Annotated in this window: 18 protein-coding genes; 13 read left to right on the top strand and 5 right to left on the bottom strand. The window is 60.9% G+C overall.

Translation table 11 applies throughout. From position 1 onward, the window contains the following. Positions 1 to 41: 41 nt before the first annotated feature. Positions 42 to 323 (bottom strand): phage integrase N-terminal SAM-like domain-containing protein, encoded by a 282-nt coding sequence (locus GEU01_RS11935; protein WP_019086276.1) that lies wholly within the window; start codon positions 321 to 323, stop codon positions 42 to 44. A gap of 342 nt (positions 324 to 665) precedes the next feature. Further along, the gene (locus GEU01_RS11940) at positions 666 to 4637 is read right to left on the bottom strand and encodes a tetratricopeptide repeat protein (RefSeq protein ID WP_019086277.1); all 3972 of its coding nucleotides are present in this window, start codon (positions 4635 to 4637) and stop codon (positions 666 to 668) included. A gap of 364 nt (positions 4638 to 5001) precedes the next feature. Between GEU01_RS11940 and GEU01_RS11945 the strand changes: the two genes are divergently transcribed. Together GEU01_RS11945 and GEU01_RS11950 are read left to right on the top strand one after the other, a co-directional pair. Continuing rightward, positions 5002 to 7080, top strand: coding sequence for a ParB/RepB/Spo0J family partition protein (locus tag GEU01_RS11945; RefSeq protein ID WP_019086278.1), 2079 nt, complete (start codon positions 5002 to 5004; stop codon positions 7078 to 7080). A 138-nt stretch (positions 7081 to 7218) separates the two neighbouring features. Continuing rightward, the gene (locus GEU01_RS11950; protein WP_019086279.1) at positions 7219 to 8421 is read left to right on the top strand and encodes a hypothetical protein; all 1203 of its coding nucleotides are present in this window, start codon (positions 7219 to 7221) and stop codon (positions 8419 to 8421) included. 77 nt (positions 8422 to 8498) lie between these two features. Here the strand turns inward: GEU01_RS11950 and GEU01_RS11955 are convergent, their stop codons facing one another. Beyond that, entirely contained in the window at positions 8499 to 8774 is a 276-nt protein-coding gene (locus GEU01_RS11955; protein WP_019086280.1) for an HU family DNA-binding protein, read from the bottom strand. Between the two features lie 89 nt (positions 8775 to 8863). On the opposite strand from GEU01_RS11955, the gene GEU01_RS11960 reads away from it, so the two are divergent. Both GEU01_RS11960 and GEU01_RS11965 read left to right on the top strand, forming a co-directional pair. Next, complete coding sequence (locus tag GEU01_RS11960) at positions 8864 to 9922, top strand: DUF7146 domain-containing protein (protein ID WP_019086281.1); 1059 nt, start codon at positions 8864 to 8866, stop codon at positions 9920 to 9922. A gap of 313 nt (positions 9923 to 10235) precedes the next feature. Then, the gene (locus tag GEU01_RS11965) at positions 10236 to 11171 is read left to right on the top strand and encodes a DUF2493 domain-containing protein (RefSeq protein ID WP_019086282.1); all 936 of its coding nucleotides are present in this window, start codon (positions 10236 to 10238) and stop codon (positions 11169 to 11171) included. A gap of 201 nt (positions 11172 to 11372) precedes the next feature. On the opposite strand, the gene GEU01_RS11970 is transcribed toward GEU01_RS11965, so the two are convergent. Then, a complete protein-coding gene (locus GEU01_RS11970) occupies positions 11373 to 11975 on the bottom strand; it encodes a plasmid pRiA4b ORF-3 family protein (RefSeq protein WP_232272512.1) in 603 nt (200 codons plus the stop codon). Positions 11976 to 12613: 638 nt separating this feature from the next. Here GEU01_RS11970 and GEU01_RS11975 point away from each other — a divergent pair. The 3 genes from GEU01_RS11975 to GEU01_RS26285 all read left to right on the top strand — a co-directional run bounded on the left by GEU01_RS11975 (position 12614) and on the right by GEU01_RS26285 (position 13667). Beyond that, positions 12614 to 12829, top strand: coding sequence for a hypothetical protein (locus GEU01_RS11975; RefSeq protein ID WP_019086284.1), 216 nt, complete (start codon positions 12614 to 12616; stop codon positions 12827 to 12829). A gap of 18 nt (positions 12830 to 12847) precedes the next feature. Next, entirely contained in the window at positions 12848 to 13171 is a 324-nt protein-coding gene (locus tag GEU01_RS11980; protein ID WP_006560122.1) for a DUF736 domain-containing protein, read from the top strand. A 340-nt stretch (positions 13172 to 13511) separates the two neighbouring features. Continuing rightward, a complete protein-coding gene (locus GEU01_RS26285) occupies positions 13512 to 13667 on the top strand; it encodes a hypothetical protein (protein WP_019086285.1) in 156 nt (51 codons plus the stop codon). Positions 13668 to 13693: 26 nt separating this feature from the next. Here GEU01_RS26285 and GEU01_RS11990 read toward each other — a convergent pair whose 3' ends face one another. After that, positions 13694 to 13927 (bottom strand): helix-turn-helix domain-containing protein, encoded by a 234-nt coding sequence (locus GEU01_RS11990; protein WP_019086286.1) that lies wholly within the window; start codon positions 13925 to 13927, stop codon positions 13694 to 13696. 324 nt (positions 13928 to 14251) lie between these two features. Between GEU01_RS11990 and GEU01_RS11995 the strand changes: the two genes are divergently transcribed. The 6 genes from GEU01_RS11995 (at position 14252) to GEU01_RS12020 (ending at position 17532) form a co-directional block, all read left to right on the top strand. Continuing rightward, positions 14252 to 14452, top strand: coding sequence for a transcriptional regulator domain-containing protein (locus tag GEU01_RS11995; protein WP_010516021.1), 201 nt, complete (start codon positions 14252 to 14254; stop codon positions 14450 to 14452). Between the two features lie 97 nt (positions 14453 to 14549). Beyond that, the gene (locus GEU01_RS12000) at positions 14550 to 15035 is read left to right on the top strand and encodes a DUF2285 domain-containing protein (RefSeq protein ID WP_019086287.1); all 486 of its coding nucleotides are present in this window, start codon (positions 14550 to 14552) and stop codon (positions 15033 to 15035) included. 85 nt (positions 15036 to 15120) lie between these two features. Further along, a complete protein-coding gene (locus GEU01_RS12005) occupies positions 15121 to 15429 on the top strand; it encodes a helix-turn-helix transcriptional regulator (protein ID WP_019086288.1) in 309 nt (102 codons plus the stop codon). Next, positions 15426 to 16475, top strand: coding sequence for a replication initiator protein A (locus GEU01_RS12010; protein ID WP_042710850.1), 1050 nt, complete (start codon positions 15426 to 15428; stop codon positions 16473 to 16475). The genes GEU01_RS12005 and GEU01_RS12010 overlap by 4 nt, the downstream gene beginning before the upstream one ends. Beyond that, on the top strand, positions 16472 to 16948 hold the full coding sequence (locus GEU01_RS12015; RefSeq protein ID WP_010516014.1) for a DUF2840 domain-containing protein: 477 nt from the start codon (positions 16472 to 16474) through the stop codon (positions 16946 to 16948). Before GEU01_RS12010 ends, GEU01_RS12015 begins: the two co-directional genes overlap by 4 nt. After that, positions 16945 to 17532 carry a S26 family signal peptidase gene (locus GEU01_RS12020; RefSeq protein WP_010516013.1) on the top strand — a complete coding sequence of 196 codons (588 nt, stop codon included), beginning with the start codon at positions 16945 to 16947 and terminating at the stop codon, positions 17530 to 17532. Before GEU01_RS12015 ends, GEU01_RS12020 begins: the two co-directional genes overlap by 4 nt. The last annotated feature ends 6 nt before the right edge of the window (positions 17533 to 17538 follow it).

Below are 17538 nucleotides of genomic sequence, written 5' to 3' on the forward strand. Positions count from 1 at the left end.
CCAGACCAGAAGTATTCAGCAAGGCGTCAGTCGCCGGGAGCTTACGGTCGGTCGAGTGTCTGGGTGAAGAAAAATCTCAGCGCCGACACGATGGCGTTCATGGTCGGTGTCGGCATGCCAGCCGCGTTCTGCGCAATCTGGAACTGGCGCACATCCTCAGCTGTTGCCGTATGGGGTGAGCGGCCCAGAAACGTGGCGAAACGGCCGACATCGCGAAGGTAATTGCGCTGCGTCTCCCGGGAGAACCGCCGCACCGCCATGTCATCAAGCAGGCGCTGGCGAAGGGGACTGATTGCAGCAATGCACAGGGACTCTGTCATCATCCGGCTCCTTCTGGTGGGAAGAAGCCAGAGTGCTTGGCCCGATCAGGACAGTTCCAAATAAAACAGGTCTCTCACGCCGTGGTGACAGACCTCCACACCGCACCAATCCCGCGCAGCGGGTTCGTTCTGCCCCCCCGAACTGCCTGTCCGCTCAAGGAACGTGAAGCGGACAGGCGGCAGACGCCTTCATAGCCGACACCTACGGGGGGGTATGACAGTCTGCCGAAAGCCAACATTGTTGTGCGAACCGCCAAGGAGCGTGTTGGAGCCATTCGAGACAGGCAGCTCCCGGATCATGAATAGGGGATACCTGCCGTTCCCAATGAGAGCGAAGCATTCGTCCTAATCTCGACCGATTTTCTTGGGACGGGATACTTTTGCTCTCTTTGTCCGGCGCCGCGGTTCGACAGATGCGATGACACGCTCCTGTGATCGAATTTCAGCCAGATCGTAAAAATGGCCTTTGATCCAGTCTGCCAGATAATCTCGCGTCTGTTGGCCAAGATGATCGCCGACGCGGGCACGCTTCGCAAGTTCGGCATCGATAACGTGAAGGACCAATTTCCAGTCGCCGGGTCGCGACCGCACCAGTTGTGCCAACAAACTGCCGATGACGCGACTTTGCTGCCATGACGGCAGATTCAGCTTCCATACTCCTCTCATGGTATCGATCGAGACGGCGATGTGCGAAGGCATATGAGCATTGCGTCCACCGATGAACTGGATAGCCGCGTTAAACAATGCAAAGGCTCGCGGATCGTCTAGTGCGAGCATCTGGAGTAGTGTCTGGGCGTCGAGGCTGAGATGTTCGTGACGCATTGCCCCAAGCATGCCAACGCCGACCAGATATTGGTCGCGTGTGATCTGGCCATCTCTTGCAAATACGTTCAGAACCACTTGGAGCCAGGCCCCGCCCTTGACGCCCTGACTTGCTGCACATTGGCGGAAGTTCAGATCTTCCGAGAGGATGATGACGTCCTCGGCTCGCGCGAGGGTGATGGGATCGAATATTTCCTTCGATCCAAGATTGTCGAGGAGCTTGTCCAGCCGAACATCAAGTGACCCATCGGCCGGCAGGATCTCACAGCAGGCCTCAAGGTCCTCGATGACTGCATTCACCCATTTCAGCCGCTTCTCCGTGTCCTCGGGGCTATGGACCTGCCGATATGCCTGTTCGCCATCGAAGTCTATGGTCATGAATTCGCGGCCACGAGCACTCTCGAATTTCGCCCGCAACTCGATCATTTCGTCCATGGTCGAGCGCGCGATGCATAGTCTTCCGAAATAGTCCTTTGCAGTCTGCAGATGTCCAAGTTCGCATAGTTGCCAGACGGTCAGTGTGTCGAGAGCAACACCCTTGCCGCGCGCTTGGCGCACGAACATCGTGGCTGCTTTGCCCTCCTCAACCGCACCGATACAGGTGCGGAGATTGGTTCCGGTTCGCGTCAGATGTCCGGCCAGTTGAAGGACCGACTGATTAGAGAGCGCCGCAATCGCCGCTAGCGGAAAAGGATGAGACATGTAAGTCGCGACGACCACGTCGTTCCTGTCCTGAAGGGCGCGAACCATATCGAGGAGCGGTTGTACGTCGCCTTCCTTCATGCTCATCTCGAACAACGATCGCGCAGCTGGGAACCGGGCCGCGTGCGTCGCCATGATATCGTGGAGCAGCCAGATATATTTGTGCTTGAGCTTTCTTATCCTGTAACGCCTCGAAACGCCTATTTTCGCCGGGATTTCGATTACTTCGTTGACAGATTTTCCCGTCAGCGCGATTGCCAGGGGATGGTTCAGCGCAAACCGGTCAATCCCGACAATATCTTCATCGTCGATGATGCCGGTGACGTCCCTGGCGCCATCCAACCCTTCAAGATCGAACCAGAAGCCAGTTTGTGCTGGACCAGCCTGACCGATCGGAGAAGGCAGGGCCTCGTTCATGAGGATGAGCGAGGGATAGGAAGATACGACACTTTCATCGTGGCGATTGGTTGCGGCCATCCTGTAGGCGAGTTTTAGCGCCCGCGTGGTTTCACCCGCGCGGCGATGCCGATGAGCAAGCCGCATGAGATCGTCGGGAGAGCCGTTCACCGCATCGTCGTCGACGCCTGCAATCAATTCCCGAGCTTCGTCTTCCTGATTGGCGCGCATCAGCGTGCTCGACAGCAGGAGAACTGCGCGCAGGTCGGTCGGCGCCGCAGAAATCGCCGAGCGGAGGTAGCGCTCTGCGGCTTTGAGATTGCCCCGCTTGTACTCAGCCATGCCGGCCAGCCGTGCATAGCATGGAAGAGCGATCACCTCTGGGGAAAGCGACTGATAGAAGGGCGATGTCCTCGCCTGCGTCGGCGCGTTTGCGAAGGCGTGGGCAAGCCAAGCCAGAGGCTCTGACGGCTGGTCCAGACCAACAAACCCATCGAGTGCACCAATGATATCTTCCCATGCTTGGCGAAACAGCGAGAGTTGGGCGAACATCACCCTGTCCGAATAGCTTGTCGCTGGCGTGATGAGCAATCGCGTTTTCTCGGCCATCGCTGCGAGCTCTTCGGGTCTCGCCATCCGATAAATGTCCGCAACGGCGATATGGGCTGCGACACCCAGTGGCCAGCGTGCGAGGAGTTGCTCGACATCCTCGTCAAGGTTTGCGCCCGTCTTACCGGCCTGCCGTGCGCGGAAGACCAACACGTCGAAAAGCTGACGCGAGGAAACCGGCAGTTTTTCGCGACGCTCGTTGGTCGCCTCCTCGATGACCCCCGCCCATTCGTGAAGGTTGGAAAGTGCTACAAGCAGTGGAATTACCGCATTGTCGGAAAGGGAAGCGCTGCGGAGGAACCGCTTGGCCTCGGCAAATTCTTCGAGATCGATAGCCACACATGCCGCTGTCAGCGCAGCATCTGGATCCTTGGTCCCAGTCGCCAGAACCTGATCTGCAATGCGTTTCGCCTGGTCGAGATCCCCCAGGACCCGGTAGGCGGTGATGAGATTATACCCAACCATGCACCAACTGGGCTCAGCTGCATGCTCAAAGTGACGAACCTCCTTCCAGTGGCGCTGCAGCAGTTCCGCGCCTTCGCGAAGCTTTGTCCGTCGATCGTCCGGAACACGACCGAGGCGTTCGACGACGTCGCCGGAAAGAGCTTCGTCGACCAGAGCATCACCGGCCATCCGGATAGAATTGCCATCCTGAGGGAAGCGTTCGAGCGTTTCGGCAGCTAGGGCCCACCAACTGTCCGGGGTACCTTTCTCGCGAAGGTAGTTGATGCGGTGGATGCGAACATTATGGTCATCCAGAAGTTCCGGCGGAACGATCGCCATGGGGTCTCGCTCGACACTGTCCATCGCCGCCACCTGGAAGGCGAGCCCGGCAGCGCCCGCATTACCAGCATCCTCGGCGAGTATGTCCTCCGCGAGCGTCCATGCACCTGCCAAATCCCCCCGGATGGCGAGTGAGAGGATCCTATTCGCTCGCGTGCGTGGATCTGTCGGATTGAGGGCATAAGCTTCATCGAGAAGAGGGGCGGCATCGATTTCGTCGCCGAGCTTCATCCGGGCGATGGCGATATTGACCTTGACGCGCGCGCGGATCGAGACTGCACTCTTCTCGTCGAGGGTATTATCGAGCTTCTGGAGCAATTCCAGCGCGGTGCGCGGCTTTCCCGCGTTCAGCATGTCGCGATATAGGTCGATCTGTGCATCTAGATGCTGATCGAAGACGCTGCGGACCGTATCGATCGGCCCGATCGTAATCGTCTCGCGGACCACCTCCAGATGTTGCAGTATCTGGTTATTCTGAGCGCGGATATCCGCCTGTCCCGACAGCGTCTCGCTTCCGAGCTCAAGCAGGCGATTAGTCGACGCGCTGTAATCAGGATCGAAGGCCGCAAGCGCCTTCGGATCGTTTCGGATTTTTTCCTGAAGGGTGTCCCAGCCCCAGATTTGAATATCGACCGTGCGGCCAAGCTTCGCATGGTCTTGGGTCAACTCGATCGCAAGGAAGTCGTGAGCAGGCTCGTCAGTCGCGGTGGTGACGATATAGAATTCCGTCAGTGCCGGTTTGACACCCATCGCCTGGTCGACCTCCTTGCGGATCGTCGCTTCGGTGAGCTTGGCGCCACGGGTGATGAGTTTGCACTGGATACCGACTGGCTGGCCTGAATCGCGGTCGCGCCTGCCAATCAGATCGAGGCCAAACTGCTTCTTGCCTCGCGTACCCAAGAGCTTGACGTTTGGGTCATGGAGAAGCCCTGCGAAAAGCGGAACACAGTTGCTCTCGAACACCTTGTCGTCGGTCGGGATGTTGATGATCGTCGAGGAAGCCACGCGTTGGTTTTTTCCGTTACCCTACAGAGAAAATTTGGTAACTATCCGCTATTCCCAAGCCGAATAGCCGGACGCCAGCTTACGCTGAAAGCGACCGTTCCTACAACCGCGCCTTTTCCGCTGAATGGACTAAGTTCGCTTGATCGTCGTCATGTAAATTAGCGCTGCGCATGGCTACTTTCGGCCATCCTCTCCCAATAAGCAACATTCCGCTCTCCCCCATTGCCGACATTTTTTCTGCCGGGAAAGGGGAGAGCGTGCTGGCTCGGGTATAGCCTTCAGAGTCAGAGGGTGCGCGGATTTTCGTGACGGGTTGAGAGGATGGGAGAGAGTCTCCTGTCCGCCCGTCATGGAGTGTTTCGCCATGGCGACCGCTATTCCCAAAATCACCCTCAGTTCCTCCCGTGACATCCCGTTCAACCGGCTGGTGCTGTCCCAGTCCAACGTGCGGCGTGTGAAGTCCGGCCTGTCGATCGAGAAACTGGCCCGCGACATTGAGCGTCGGGGCCTCTTGCAGAGCCTGAACGTCCGTCCCGTCCTTGACGGCGAAGGGGCCGAGACCGGCACCTATGAAGTGCCCGCCGGTGGGCGTCGTTTTCGTGCCCTTGAACTGCTGGTGAAGCAGAAGAAACTGGCGAAGACGGCCCCGGTGCCGTGCGTCGTGCGTGAGGCCGGATCGGCCATTCTCGCCGAGGATGATTCCCTGGCCGAGAACGTCCAGCGTCTGGCCCTGCATCCTCTGGACCAGTTCCGCGCCTTCCGTGACATGCTGGAAAAGGGCATGTCCGAAGAGGAAATCGCCGCAGCGTTCTTCGTGGCACCGGCCGTGGTCAAGCAGCGTGTGCGTCTCATGACCGTGTCGGCCAAATTGCTGGATATCTATGAGCAGGACGGCATGAAGCTGGAACAGCTGATGGCTTTTTCCATCAGCGATGACCATGCCCGTCAGGAACAGGTCTGGGACATCGTGTCCCAGAGCCATAACCGCGAACCCTATGTCATCCGCCGCATGCTGACCGAGAAAACCGTGCGGGCCTCGGATCGTCGCGTGCGCTTCGTCGGACTGGATACCTATCTTGCGGCCGGTGGTCCTATCATGCGCGACCTGTTCGAAGCGGATGACGGTGGGTGGCTGCAGGATCCCGCCATTCTGGACCGGCTGGTCATGGAAAAGCTGCACGCAGCCGCGGAAGATATCCGTGCCGAAGGCTGGAAATGGGTCGAGACGGCCCTATCTTTCCCATGGGGTCACACACGGCAGTTCGTCGAGATCGATGGCACGGAAGTGCCCCTGACCGATGAAGAGACAGCCCGTCTCGAAGTCCTGCGTGCCGAGCAGCAAACCATCGAGGCTGAATATGCCCAGGCCGATGAATATCCAGACGAGGTCGATGCAAGACTGGGCGAGATCGAACACGCCATTCTAGCCCTGGAAGAACGGCCACTGGCGTTCGATCCCGCTGACATGGCGCGGGCAGGCGCCTTCGTCAGTCTCGACAGCGATGGCACGCTGCAGGTGGAGCGGGGCTTCGTGCTGCCCGAGGACATGCCAGCCGAGCCGAAAGACGATGATGTTGACGGTTCGGATGAATACGATCATCCCACGTATGAAGGGCGGGATGAACGTATTGCTGATTATGGCAGTGATGAAGGCGCAGTGGGCGATAGCATTGCTCCCGACGTCGAGCCCGAGGAGGAAGACGGGATCAGGCCGTTGCCTGATCGGCTTCTCACGGAACTGACAGCCTGGCGTACGCTGGCCCTGCGGGACGCCTTTGCCAGCAACCCACACATCGCGCTGACCGAACTGCTGCACACCTTGGTGCGTGATGTTTATTGGCAGACACCGGGGGCCGACTGCCTGGAAGCCTATGTCCGCGAAATTCCGCTGCCGGTCCATTCGCCCGACATGCCGGGCAGCGTGCCAGCCCACGCGCTGCGCCAGCGCAACGAAGGCTGGAAGCACGATCTGCCCGAGGACGAGGATGCGCTGTGGCGCTGGATCGACGGGCTGGACGACGCCAGTCGCATGGCATTGCTGGCACATTGCCTGTCCTTCGGGGTCAATGCGCTTTATGAGCGCATGCCCGCCTATGGCGCGGTGTCCCAGCGCAGCGTGACCGAGCGCCTCAAGCGGGCAGACCGTCTGGCGTCGGCCCTCAGCCTCGATCTGGTCGAGGCAGGCTGGCAGCCCACCGTCGAGAACTATCTCGGCCGGGTGACCAAGGCCCGTATCCTCCTGGCGGTGCGCGAAGCACGCGGTGATGAGGCGGCAGAGCGCATTGCGCACCTGAAAAAGCCCGACATGGCCCGCGAGGCCGAGCGGTTGCTGGATGGTTCGGGCTGGCTGCCCGAGGCGTTGCGGACCGTAGGGCTGGCCGATCAGGCACAGGTTGAAACAGTGACGGCAGGAGGGGATATGGAGGCCATTGCTGCCGAATAGCGCAATGGATTTTTGGAACTTTGAGACAGCGGCTTCCGGTNCCCGGAAGCCGCTTTTTTCATGTCCGGCGCCCCGAAAAGAGGGAGAGGTCGGCTTCGCCTTTTGTGCCGAATAACCGGCATCAGAGGAGAGTTTTCCATGACCACGACCACCATCCTGCCCCCTGCGTCCCGCAGCGCCGTGTCCGGCGGCTTTAAGATCGATCCCTCCCGTGGGGAGCGCAGCGCCCGCGTCTCGTCCGAATGGTTTTCCCGTCCCGATGACGAGCGGTACCTGTCCCTGTCCGACCTGCATGCCGCCACGCTGGCGCGGGCGGATCGGGCCACGGCCCGCACGGTGGAAAGCCGTGCCATTCGCGTGGAGGCCTCGCGCGACAATGCCGAGCGCCTGACCCTGACCGTGCCGGGGCAGAATGACCCGATCGCGCCCACACACTGGTCCTTTGGCCAGATGTGCAGCCTGGTCGGCGCGCCATCGTCGTACCTGCGTAACCTGCCAGCCCCACTGGCGGCGATCAATCTGCAGCACGGGCTGCTGTCGCACCGCGCCGAACTGGTCAAAACGCTGGAAACCGAGGACGGCCGCGTGGAACTGCGCGCCGTCACGGGCCCCGATTACGGCCGCATCTGGGACCATGAACTGGTTGGCGCGGTGCGCAAGATCGCTGGCGATGGCACGGGCGATACCAACTGGAAGGTGCCGGGTGTCATCGACTGGGCTACCATGACCCATAATCCCTATGTCGATATCACCAGAGAAACCACCACGCTGTATGCGTCAGATCGCGATGTCTTCCTGTTCCTTGTGGACGACACGCATCCGATCGAGGCGGGCCGCCTGCCCAATGGCGACCCTGATCTCTATTTCCGGGGCTTCTACGCTTGGAATTCGGAAGTTGGCAGCAAGAGTCTTGGTATCGCGTCGTTTTATCTGCGCGGAGTGTGTCAAAACCGCCTTTTGTGGGGCATCGAAAATTTCGAACAGATCACGATCCGGCACAGCAAGTTTGCTGCTTCCCGTTTCGTGCATCAGGTCACACCGGCGCTCCGGAATTTCGCCACGGCCAGCCAGGCGTCGTTCGTCTCTGGCATTCAGGCCTCGCGCAAGGCGCTGGTGGCCAGAACCGATGACGATCGGGAAAGTTTCCTGCGTCGTCGCGGGTTCTCGAAACCGGAAACTACCAGGATCATTGAAACCGTGTTGAACGAGGAGGGACGCAAGCCCGAGAGCGTGTTCGATTTCGTGCAGGGGATCACGGCGCTGGCGCGAACGAAGACCAACCAGGACACGCGGCTGGATCTGGAGGGTAGGGCACGAAAGCTGATGGAGAAGGTCGGATGAATGCGTCCATCATCAGAGGCCAGCGTGATGGGGAATGGGCGGCGGACGAGGTCCGCCGCCTTCTGCCTGTCGGCAGGTCAGTCGTTCAGGCTGTCCTTGAGCGCCTTGGCAGGCGTGAAGGCCAGCTTGCGCGAGGCTGCGATCTGGATGGTCGCACCGGTGGCCGGGTTGCGGCCTTCGCGGGCGGCGACTTCCCTGACCTTGAACTTGCCGAAGTTCGGCAGGGTGATTTCATCACCGGTCCTGGCGGCGGCGGTCATCGCCTCGATCAGGGCGTTCAGCACCTTGCGGGTATCGGTCTTGCTCGTGTCGGTGGTGGTGGCGATATGATCGACCAGATCGGCAATCTTCATGAAACTATCCTTTTGCATTCGGGCCTGTGCCCGTTGCCTCTGCCGTTACGGGGGAATCATGGCGGCATCAAGCCTGCAGGGAGGGTGAGATGACCAATATGCAGTCATGGGATGCTGGCGATCTGGCCCGCAGGCTGGCCGAGAACGCCGAGGCGGTCTGCCGGCATTACCTCTCGGCCGGGCGGCGGCACGGCAATTACTGGCTGGTCGGGGATGTTCATAACACCCCGGGGCGGTCGCTCTATGTCCGCCTGCATGGTGGACCGGACGGGCGTGGCCGCGCGGGCAAATGGACGGATGGCGCGACGGGGCAGCATGGCGATCTGCTCGACATCATCCGTGAAAGCCTCGGGTTGCTGGATTTTCGCGATGTCGCCGATGAGGCCCGGCGTTTCCTCTGCCTGCCGCAGTCCGGGCCACGATTGGCCCCTGATCGTCGCGATATTGCCCCGCTGTCCTCTGGCACAGCGGATGCTGCACGTCGGCTCTGGGCCATGTCACGCCCGATTGCGGGCACACTGGCGGAAACCTGGCTGCGGCATCGTGATCTGACTCGCCTGACAAGCCTGTCGTCCCTGCGTTTCCATCCTGACTGTTATTATCGCGCCGATGCTGACAGTCCAACCGAGACATGGCCCGCGCTGATCGCCGCCGTCACCGATCTCAACGGTACTCTGACCGGCGTGCATCGCACCTGGCTGGCGCGGGACGGAAAGGGCAAGGCACCCATCGTCATGCCCCGTCGGGCGATGGGCGACCTGCTCGGTAACGCCGTGCGTTTTGGCCCGGTGTCCGACGTTCTGGCGGCAGGCGAGGGGATCGAGACGGTGCTCTCGCTCCATGAGGTCATGCCCGATCTGCCACTGGCCGCGTGCCTGTCCTCGGCGCATCTCGCCGCCATGGTGTTTCCACCTGCGCTGCGCCGCCTCTACGTGCTGCGCGATGACGACCCAGCCGGAGACCATGCGGTGATGACCCTGCAGGACCGGACGCAGGAGGCCGGGATCGAGTGCCTTGCGCTCTCGCCACGTCTGGCGGATTTCAACGATGATCTCCGCTATCTCGGGCGTGGCGCTATGCGGGCGATCCTGCATCCCCAGCTTGCCCCGCAGGACGTGGCGCGGTTTCTGCATCCGGTCACGCACTGAGGCGGGCCGGGAAGGGGTGTGAGGGGCATCTTCTTTCCGGTGTGGCGCGGGGCTGTCCCGTTTCCGGATGGGGCGCGCCCGCGGCCTTTCTGGAAGGGGAGCGGGCGTCAGCCAGACCGGGCCTGCAATGGCGGAGACGGCTATTTTCCGCCGCGCGTGCCGCGCTTTGCATCGCTAAGCAAAATAGCCGTCTCCCTGCCATCCTCCACTGCGTTCCGGCCGCGCGTTGCGCGGTTCCGGCCCGGCCTTCGTCTGCCGCTATCCGCCCCCGGAAAGGCCGCGAGGGGCGCGGCCAGAACCGGAGGACAGACCCATGACCCGCACACAGGACGATTTCGAACCCGCGCACGCCACCTCTTCCACCGCCCATGTGCTGGCGGAACTCCAGCTTTACGGCCACCGTCCCTTCGAGGACGAGCCGGACCCGAGGCCCTTGCCCGATGCCAGCCAGATCGATGGCGCAGTCGCCGATATCTTCGACGCCCTGTCCGCCACGCTGACCGAAACCCGGCTGGAGCCCGATCTTGAACCGCTGCTCTGGTCCACGGTCAACGTCTTTCACCGCATGGTGGGGCAGGTGGAGCGTGATCTCGACCGCAACGAGCAGGCGCAGAAACGCAGCCAGCAGGAACAGGATGGCAGCGAGATCCGCTCGGTGGAACTGGAACGCCTCATTGCCGAAGGGCTGACCCTGCTGGAGCGACGCAACGCTTACGAGATATTCCGCGACCTCGCCTGCGACCAGTTCGAACGCCTGACCCTGTCGCCCTGGCGGCCACGCTCCGGCTCGCTGGTCAGCCGCAGCACCCTGACAGCCTCCATGATCGACAGCCGCGATTTCCTCAACGCGCGCAGGAAAGCTGAAACGGAACTGCTGGTGCCGGCCGGCCCTAAGATCGCGGTCACGGGCGGCCCTGATTACGAGGACCACCATCTGATCTGGAAGCGTCTGGACAAGGTGCGTGAGAAGCATCCCGATATGGTGCTGCTGCACGGTGGCTCACCCAAGGGGGCGGAATTCATTGCCTCCCGCTGGGCCGATCATCGCGAAATTCCACAGATCGCCTTCAAGCCAGACTGGAACCGGCACGGCAAAGCCGCCCCGTTCCGGCGCAACGACGCCCTGCTGAAAGTCCTGCCCATCGGGGTCATGGTGTTCCCAGGTTCCGGTATTCAGGACAATCTGGCCGACAAGGCGAAGCAGATGGGCATTCCTGTGTGGAAATTCCAGAAAGAGAGTGGCATCTGACAGGTAGTGCGGAAACCGTGCCGAGAAATCGGCATGGTAGCATCGAGCTGGCGCGTTGACTGCTTTTCAGTGCTTAAAATAAATAAGGCATGACGCGTCCAATCCGGCTATCCAATGACGGATTGTAGCATATTCTGCCGTCGATCCCGATCGACAACATTGACCTTTACCTTAAAACACGCCTGATTAACTTAGTGATATCTATAACTTGCTTTTTTTCGGTTTCGGCTGATGCAGCCTTCTTTTCACATTCGGCTTCAACGCGTTTCGGACATCCTTGTCGACGGTTGCAAGATCGAACCACTCGGGATCGAAATGGCCACCACACCAGGCCTTGGTTTCCCGATGCTCGGGATCCTTGGGGGAGCCGAGTACCTCCAGAAATCGCTCATAGCCTGAAATGCCGCCAACGTCCTCGGGCGGGCGGGCACGCGCGCCGTCAACACAGGTCGCGCGGTGGGGAGCGCTTTCGAGGAAAAGCAGATCTTCGATTTCTACGGTATGGTGCCAGTCGTCGCCAAAATCATAGACGTAGGTGAACGCCGTGCCCGCGTTGCGGAAATCGCGCAACCGGACCTGGCGCTCGTCAAAGACCTGGGGATCGCCGATGGCCGATCCTTCCGCAGCCTCAATGGCATTTCCGTAACGCAGTCCCCCGATCTCGAACTCATGGAGATGATAATTCCACCAGTTAAAGGCCGCCTGGATAGCGAGGTGAAGCTGCTCCAGGTTCCATTCACTTGGCACGACGAGACGCCGCCAGACGGCTGGTTCGATCTCGTCGATCGAGACTCTGATCTGCATAGCGTTGGGAGGTCCAAACATGGTTCCAAGGAAATCGGCAATGCCTGACAAAGTCAAGAATGTTGCGTGTGGCGGGGAGCAAGACCGGTGCCGATTTCTCGGCACGGTTTTCACATAGCGTGGTGGGCGTGATTTCCACGATGGTCTGTGAAAATAGCCAATCTGACGCCTGATCCGCAATGACGTCGGGCTCCCCAGCCGCTGCGAGTCTGATGGCTGGAGACACGTTCGTCCACCCCCGGACGGCCCCGCCCGGAGAACCGGCGGGATGGGTTTCGGTGGCAGCCACGTGCGCCTGTGTGAGCGGTCCATGGGGATGAAAAGCCCGTGGCATCCCCATCGGCGAAAGGGCCGGGACGGCAGGCAGCGAACGAGGGATCATCCGGCCCGCTTTGACGGGATGCGCCTGTGCCGGGAGCGGGGGCCTGTCGCACCGCACGACGCAACCCTACCCATGAGCGACGAAAGGGGGCGTAACATCGGGGACGGCAAAAACGACCACCGGACGGGGCCAGTTTCCCACAATGCCAGCGTGACAGTCTCGCGCCAGATTACACCATCCCCCACTTACAGACCGGTCATGCCGGCATCGTATCTCTTGAGGGGCTGTCGGGTCCGCACACCATGGCCTCTGTCGGATGGCTGATCTAGCCGAAGACCGGCTGCGCCTCGATCGGCTGGCCGCAACGGCGTGCCAGAACTTTCTTCCCCTGACGGCTGCGCCGTCATTCCTCGCGGGACAAGAAAGTTCCGACCCTGCCGTCCTCCGCTGCGCTGCGGCCCTGATGGGTGCTCTGCCTCTCGCCTCCGGCTGGTCGATCGCCATCGAGGCCACGGTGGTCGCGGCCCGATAACAGCATGGAGATACGACAATGGCTAACATCGGTTCCTTCAAGAAGGTGGGCGAAGGCTTCGAAGGCGAAATCGTCACCCTGGCCCTGCAGGCCCGCAACGTCCGCCTGGTGGCCGAAACCAACCGCGCCAACGACAACGCCCCCAACTACCGCGTCTATCTCGGGCGCGTGGAACTGGGTGCCGCATGGACCCGCCGCTCCAGCGAAGGCCGCACCTATCTGAGCCTGAAGCTGGACGATCCCTCTTTCGCAGCCCCAATCTTCGCCAACCTGTTCACTGACGAGGAAGGCGAGGGCTACTCCCTCATCTGGACCCGGCCGCGCAGCCGGAACGGGGACTGAACCTCCCACGACCAACTCCGCCCGGTCTCTCCGGGCGGGGCCTTCCGGGCTTTCTGGCGCGCTCTTCCAGGGCGCGGGCGGTAGCGCTGGTCGCCCGACATGAGACGCAGGAGGAATACGAGGCTTTCCCTCAGCCTTCCCATTGTACCATGCGCGAGGGCGAACCGCGTCAAGGACACGCGGTGCCCCCAATTTTTCCCGACGCACCCGTGCCGGGCGCGCCAGACAAAATCGGCTCCCCCACGCGCCGGCAAGCCGGTCGCCTGACGGCGATCCCTGACCCGGCCCGCCCCGGCATGAGCCGTCCGTCCTGTCTTCGAGAAACGAAAGGAGCAGGACGATGACCACGTTACACGACCACATCCAGATGCTGCGGGCCGAACTGACCAGCTTTCACCTCAGCCGTCGCGAGCGCCGGCAGATCGAGCGAGAATTGAAAGTGGCGCTAGCGCAGCAGACCCGTGTCGAATCAGACAGGCCGACACCGCCCCATTGAGGGCGGACACGGCAGGATAAGAAGGCTTATTTCTGATCGTCAGCCGGAAGACGACTTTCGTCCAGCAGGTCGGCGGGTCTGACGCCAAGGGCCTGCGATGCCTGCCACACAGTGAGCAGGGTGGCGTTCTGCCGCGCTGTTTCAATCCAGCTGATATAGGCGCGATCAACGCCCATGCGCACGGCAAGCACTTCCTGGCTCAGTCCTGCCGCCAGCCGGTAATGTCGCACATTGGTGCCGAAGATCCTGCGAATGTCCATCTGCAGGATAGGAACGATTTGTGTATTATCGTGCTACGTATTATAATACACGTCCTTATCGTATCGCTTTCTAAACGTGTGATGCTGCCAGAAGATCAGGTGATGCTTTGAAAGCATCGGGCGAGTCTGTCCAGACCAGTATATCTTACCTGACAGACCGTGGACCGAACGGAGTTTCTGCTTGTATTCGTCGGTTGGATCTATGTGAATATCTTATAGCAGCGTGTCTTATCAGGTATCACGTGCTCGATTCTTTGGGACTACCCGACCTTTTCCTCCCTGCGGATAGTGGATTGACTCCCGAAAATCCGCCTGGAGGCCCGCGTGCCGGCCATCTATACCTGGGATGCGACGTCGCTCAGACGTACCTTGGAACCCCTCGATCCCGCCGGGTTCGCCCAGGAATGGCTGCGGCGTAATCCTCGCTATCATGACGATTATGACCGGACGGTTCCCCAGGCGCGGGGTGATCCGGACCTTCTGATCGCCATGGCGCGACGATGGGGGCTGGATTTTCCTTGTTGACCCGGAGCAGCCTGCATCCACGTCACCTGCTTTCTGGCGGCCTGAAATCGCCCCGGAGATTGTTCTTCTGCGGGCCGACGCACGGACGCATGCCCTGATGGCGCCCCATATCGTGGTAACGTACGACGCATCGGACGGGCGTCATGCTGTGCTGGATGTGCAGGGACAACGGCTCCGTTGCCTGCTGGTTGCGGAGCACTTGGGAGAGGCGCGATCCTTCATCCTGACTGACGATGCGTTCTTCGACATCCGGATGGAGAGCGTGGTCCGTATGCGCCGCTTTCTGGCTCGTGAACCCCTGGGCTCCCCGTCGAACCATCTCCGGCTGAGCGCCCAGCAGCGCCAGCGGCAGGTGCGTATGCTCTGTGCCCATGATGGCAGGCAGGCGGGGATTCCCTATCGGCGTATTGCCAGCGCGCTTTTCCGTGTCGATCTGAACCGAATGTCGGCCGACGAATGGCGGGCAACGGCTTATTACAAAGCGCTTTATCGTCTTCTGCGCGACGGAGAGATCTGGCTGAATGGCGGGTATCTTTCCCTGCTGCATGGTCGCACGCGAGGTGGTGACAGTTTCTCCCCCTGAACTTTGTCATCCCCCCCAGTCGGGCCTCTTCCTGCACCGTGTCGTCAGAAACCGCCGGGTCTGCGCGGCGGTCCTTTGAGGCGACATGGAGGCCGATATGCGTGTCCTGCCGACACTGCCACCCCACTATCTCCGCACGCCGGATGCCGCGAATTTCCTCGGGCTGTCCGGACGAACTCTTGAAAAGCACCGCACCTTTGGAACCGGCCCGCTCTATCGCAAGATTGGTGGTCGCATTGTTTACGCCGTGGAAGACCTCTGCGCCTGGGCCGATCTCAATGTGCGTCTGTCGACCGCCGAAGATGGTGCAGTGGATCTGCCGCATAACCGGCGGACCGCCATGGCTCGTGTCCAGGCCCGTTACGTTTCAGCCACGAGAGGACAGCGCGCATGACCGCCCTGTTCTCAATCTCCCGTCGGGCAACAGGGGTGTTCCAGGCATTGCCCGGAGACTTTCCGCCGCGTGATGTTCAGGATCTCATGGCATGGCCGTTTTTCAGCCTCGCCAAATCGCCACGTTTCGTGCCGATTGACCTTACCATGGGTGAAGTCTCGATCCGGGTGGAAGCGTCCCATGAGCGGGGTATGGCAACCATATGGGACGCTGATATCCTGATCTGGGCCGCGAGCCAGATCATTGAGGCCCGTGATACGGGGTTGCGGACCTCGCCCTTCATGACCGCCACCCCGCGCGAAATCCTGACATTCATCGGACGTGGGACGGGCGCACGCGACTATGACCGGCTGCGGGCAGGGCTGGCACGGCTGCAGGCAACGACCGTGCGCACAACGCTGCGGCGACAGGGTGGATACCTGCAGGCCTTTTCCTGGCTGAACCAGTGGAAGGAACGGCATGCCGCAGCCAACGGCCAGGCCGGCCGGGTCGAGATCACGCTTCCGGAATGGTTTTACGCTGGATTGCTGGAGGACAGCCTCGTTCTGCGGATTGATCCGGCCTATTTCCGTCTTACCGGTGGCGTGGAACGCTGGCTTTACCGGCTGGTGCGCAAGCACGCCGGTCAGCAGCGCCGGGGCTGGCGTTTCGCCTTTACCCACCTGCATGCCAAATCCGCCACGTTGTCCGGGTTTTCCCGCTTCACCGCTGAGTTGCATGATCTGGTCATGCGGCAGAGCCTGCCGGGCTATCAGCTTGCCATCGAAACGGGTGCAAAAAACGGCGATCTGCTGGTTTTCCGGCCCCGTGGATTATCCACAGGGAGCGGTGGGCGATGTGTGAAACACCACGTGCCATTGGATGTGAGTCACCACATGCCATCGATCGGAATGACCGCGTGCCATCAGTCCCAAAAAGGACCGATTAAGATCGCCGGATCAACAGGTTATGGTAACCTTAACTTAGAATCTAACTATAAAGAATCTAACGGTACTGATGTAGAGGTGCCCAGAAACGGTGGAAAAACCGTCGGGAGGACGTCATGAGCGCCGCCCGCAGTGCCGTCACGACCACTGTTGAACTGACATGGATCGAGAAGCGGATCGAGCACTGGATCCGCTTTGGGCATCCGGTCGAGGACCGCATCCTTGATCGCCGGCGGCGGCTGCTGAGCTTTGCGCCGGGCAATGTCTTCGCATTCATCCGCTGGACCGCCAATGATTTTGGCACCGTCATGTCATGTATCGATATCGTGCGTGCTGTTGAGGCTCATGAAGCACGCCAGACCGTGCCGTTTGTGCGTCCCGGGGCGGAAAGCCTGTTGCGACAAAATGGCTGGCCGAAGGTCCGGCAGGTGCTGGAAGCCATTGACGGCGTCGAAGCACAGAAGATCGATCCATGCATGGTCTGTCCCGATCACTGGCGACATCTGCACCAGCGGATGACAGCAGGGCAGGTGCACAGACCGTATACGCGCGAACGACATGAAGCATGGCTGCGGCGGAGGGCACTGTCATGACCCGTCGTGCATGGTTTTTCACAACCTATTTCGCGACGGTGGCCATCGGTATTTCCGCTGCGATTCATGTATCACCCCGTCTGATCTGGAACGAAACGGCGAGTGTGCCGACCGGGTTGTATCGCCTGCGTCCTGGGAGTGCCCTGCATGTTGGCGATATTGTCGCCATCCGCCTGCCGGAGCAGCAGGCGCTATTGCTGTCCGAGCGCGGCTATCTGCCGTTCGGCGTGCCGCTGCTCAAGCCCGTGGCAGCCCTGCCGGGACAGACGGTCTGTCGTTCGGGCAACAGCGTGACGGTTGACGGGCATCTGGTCGGCGAGGCCAGAGCCGCTGATCATCGGGGACGGGTTCTACCGGTTTGGCAGGGCTGTCAGCATCTTGTGGCGGGACAGGTTTTCGTCATGAACCCGGCAGTCCCGGCCAGTCTCGACGGGCGATATTTCGGTCCACTTCCTGCCGACAGCGTGCTTGGGCGCGCCATCCCTTTGTGGATTACGACGGGCGATCCCGAGCCTCCGCCGCCCGAACCATTGTTCATGCCATCGCGCAGTTTTGCGCCCCGCCATGAATCGCCAATCGAATGACGGCCC

Origin of the sequence: Komagataeibacter europaeus LMG 18890, assembly GCF_000285295.1 — a bacterium.
GTDB lineage: Bacteria > Pseudomonadota > Alphaproteobacteria > Acetobacterales > Acetobacteraceae > Komagataeibacter > Komagataeibacter europaeus.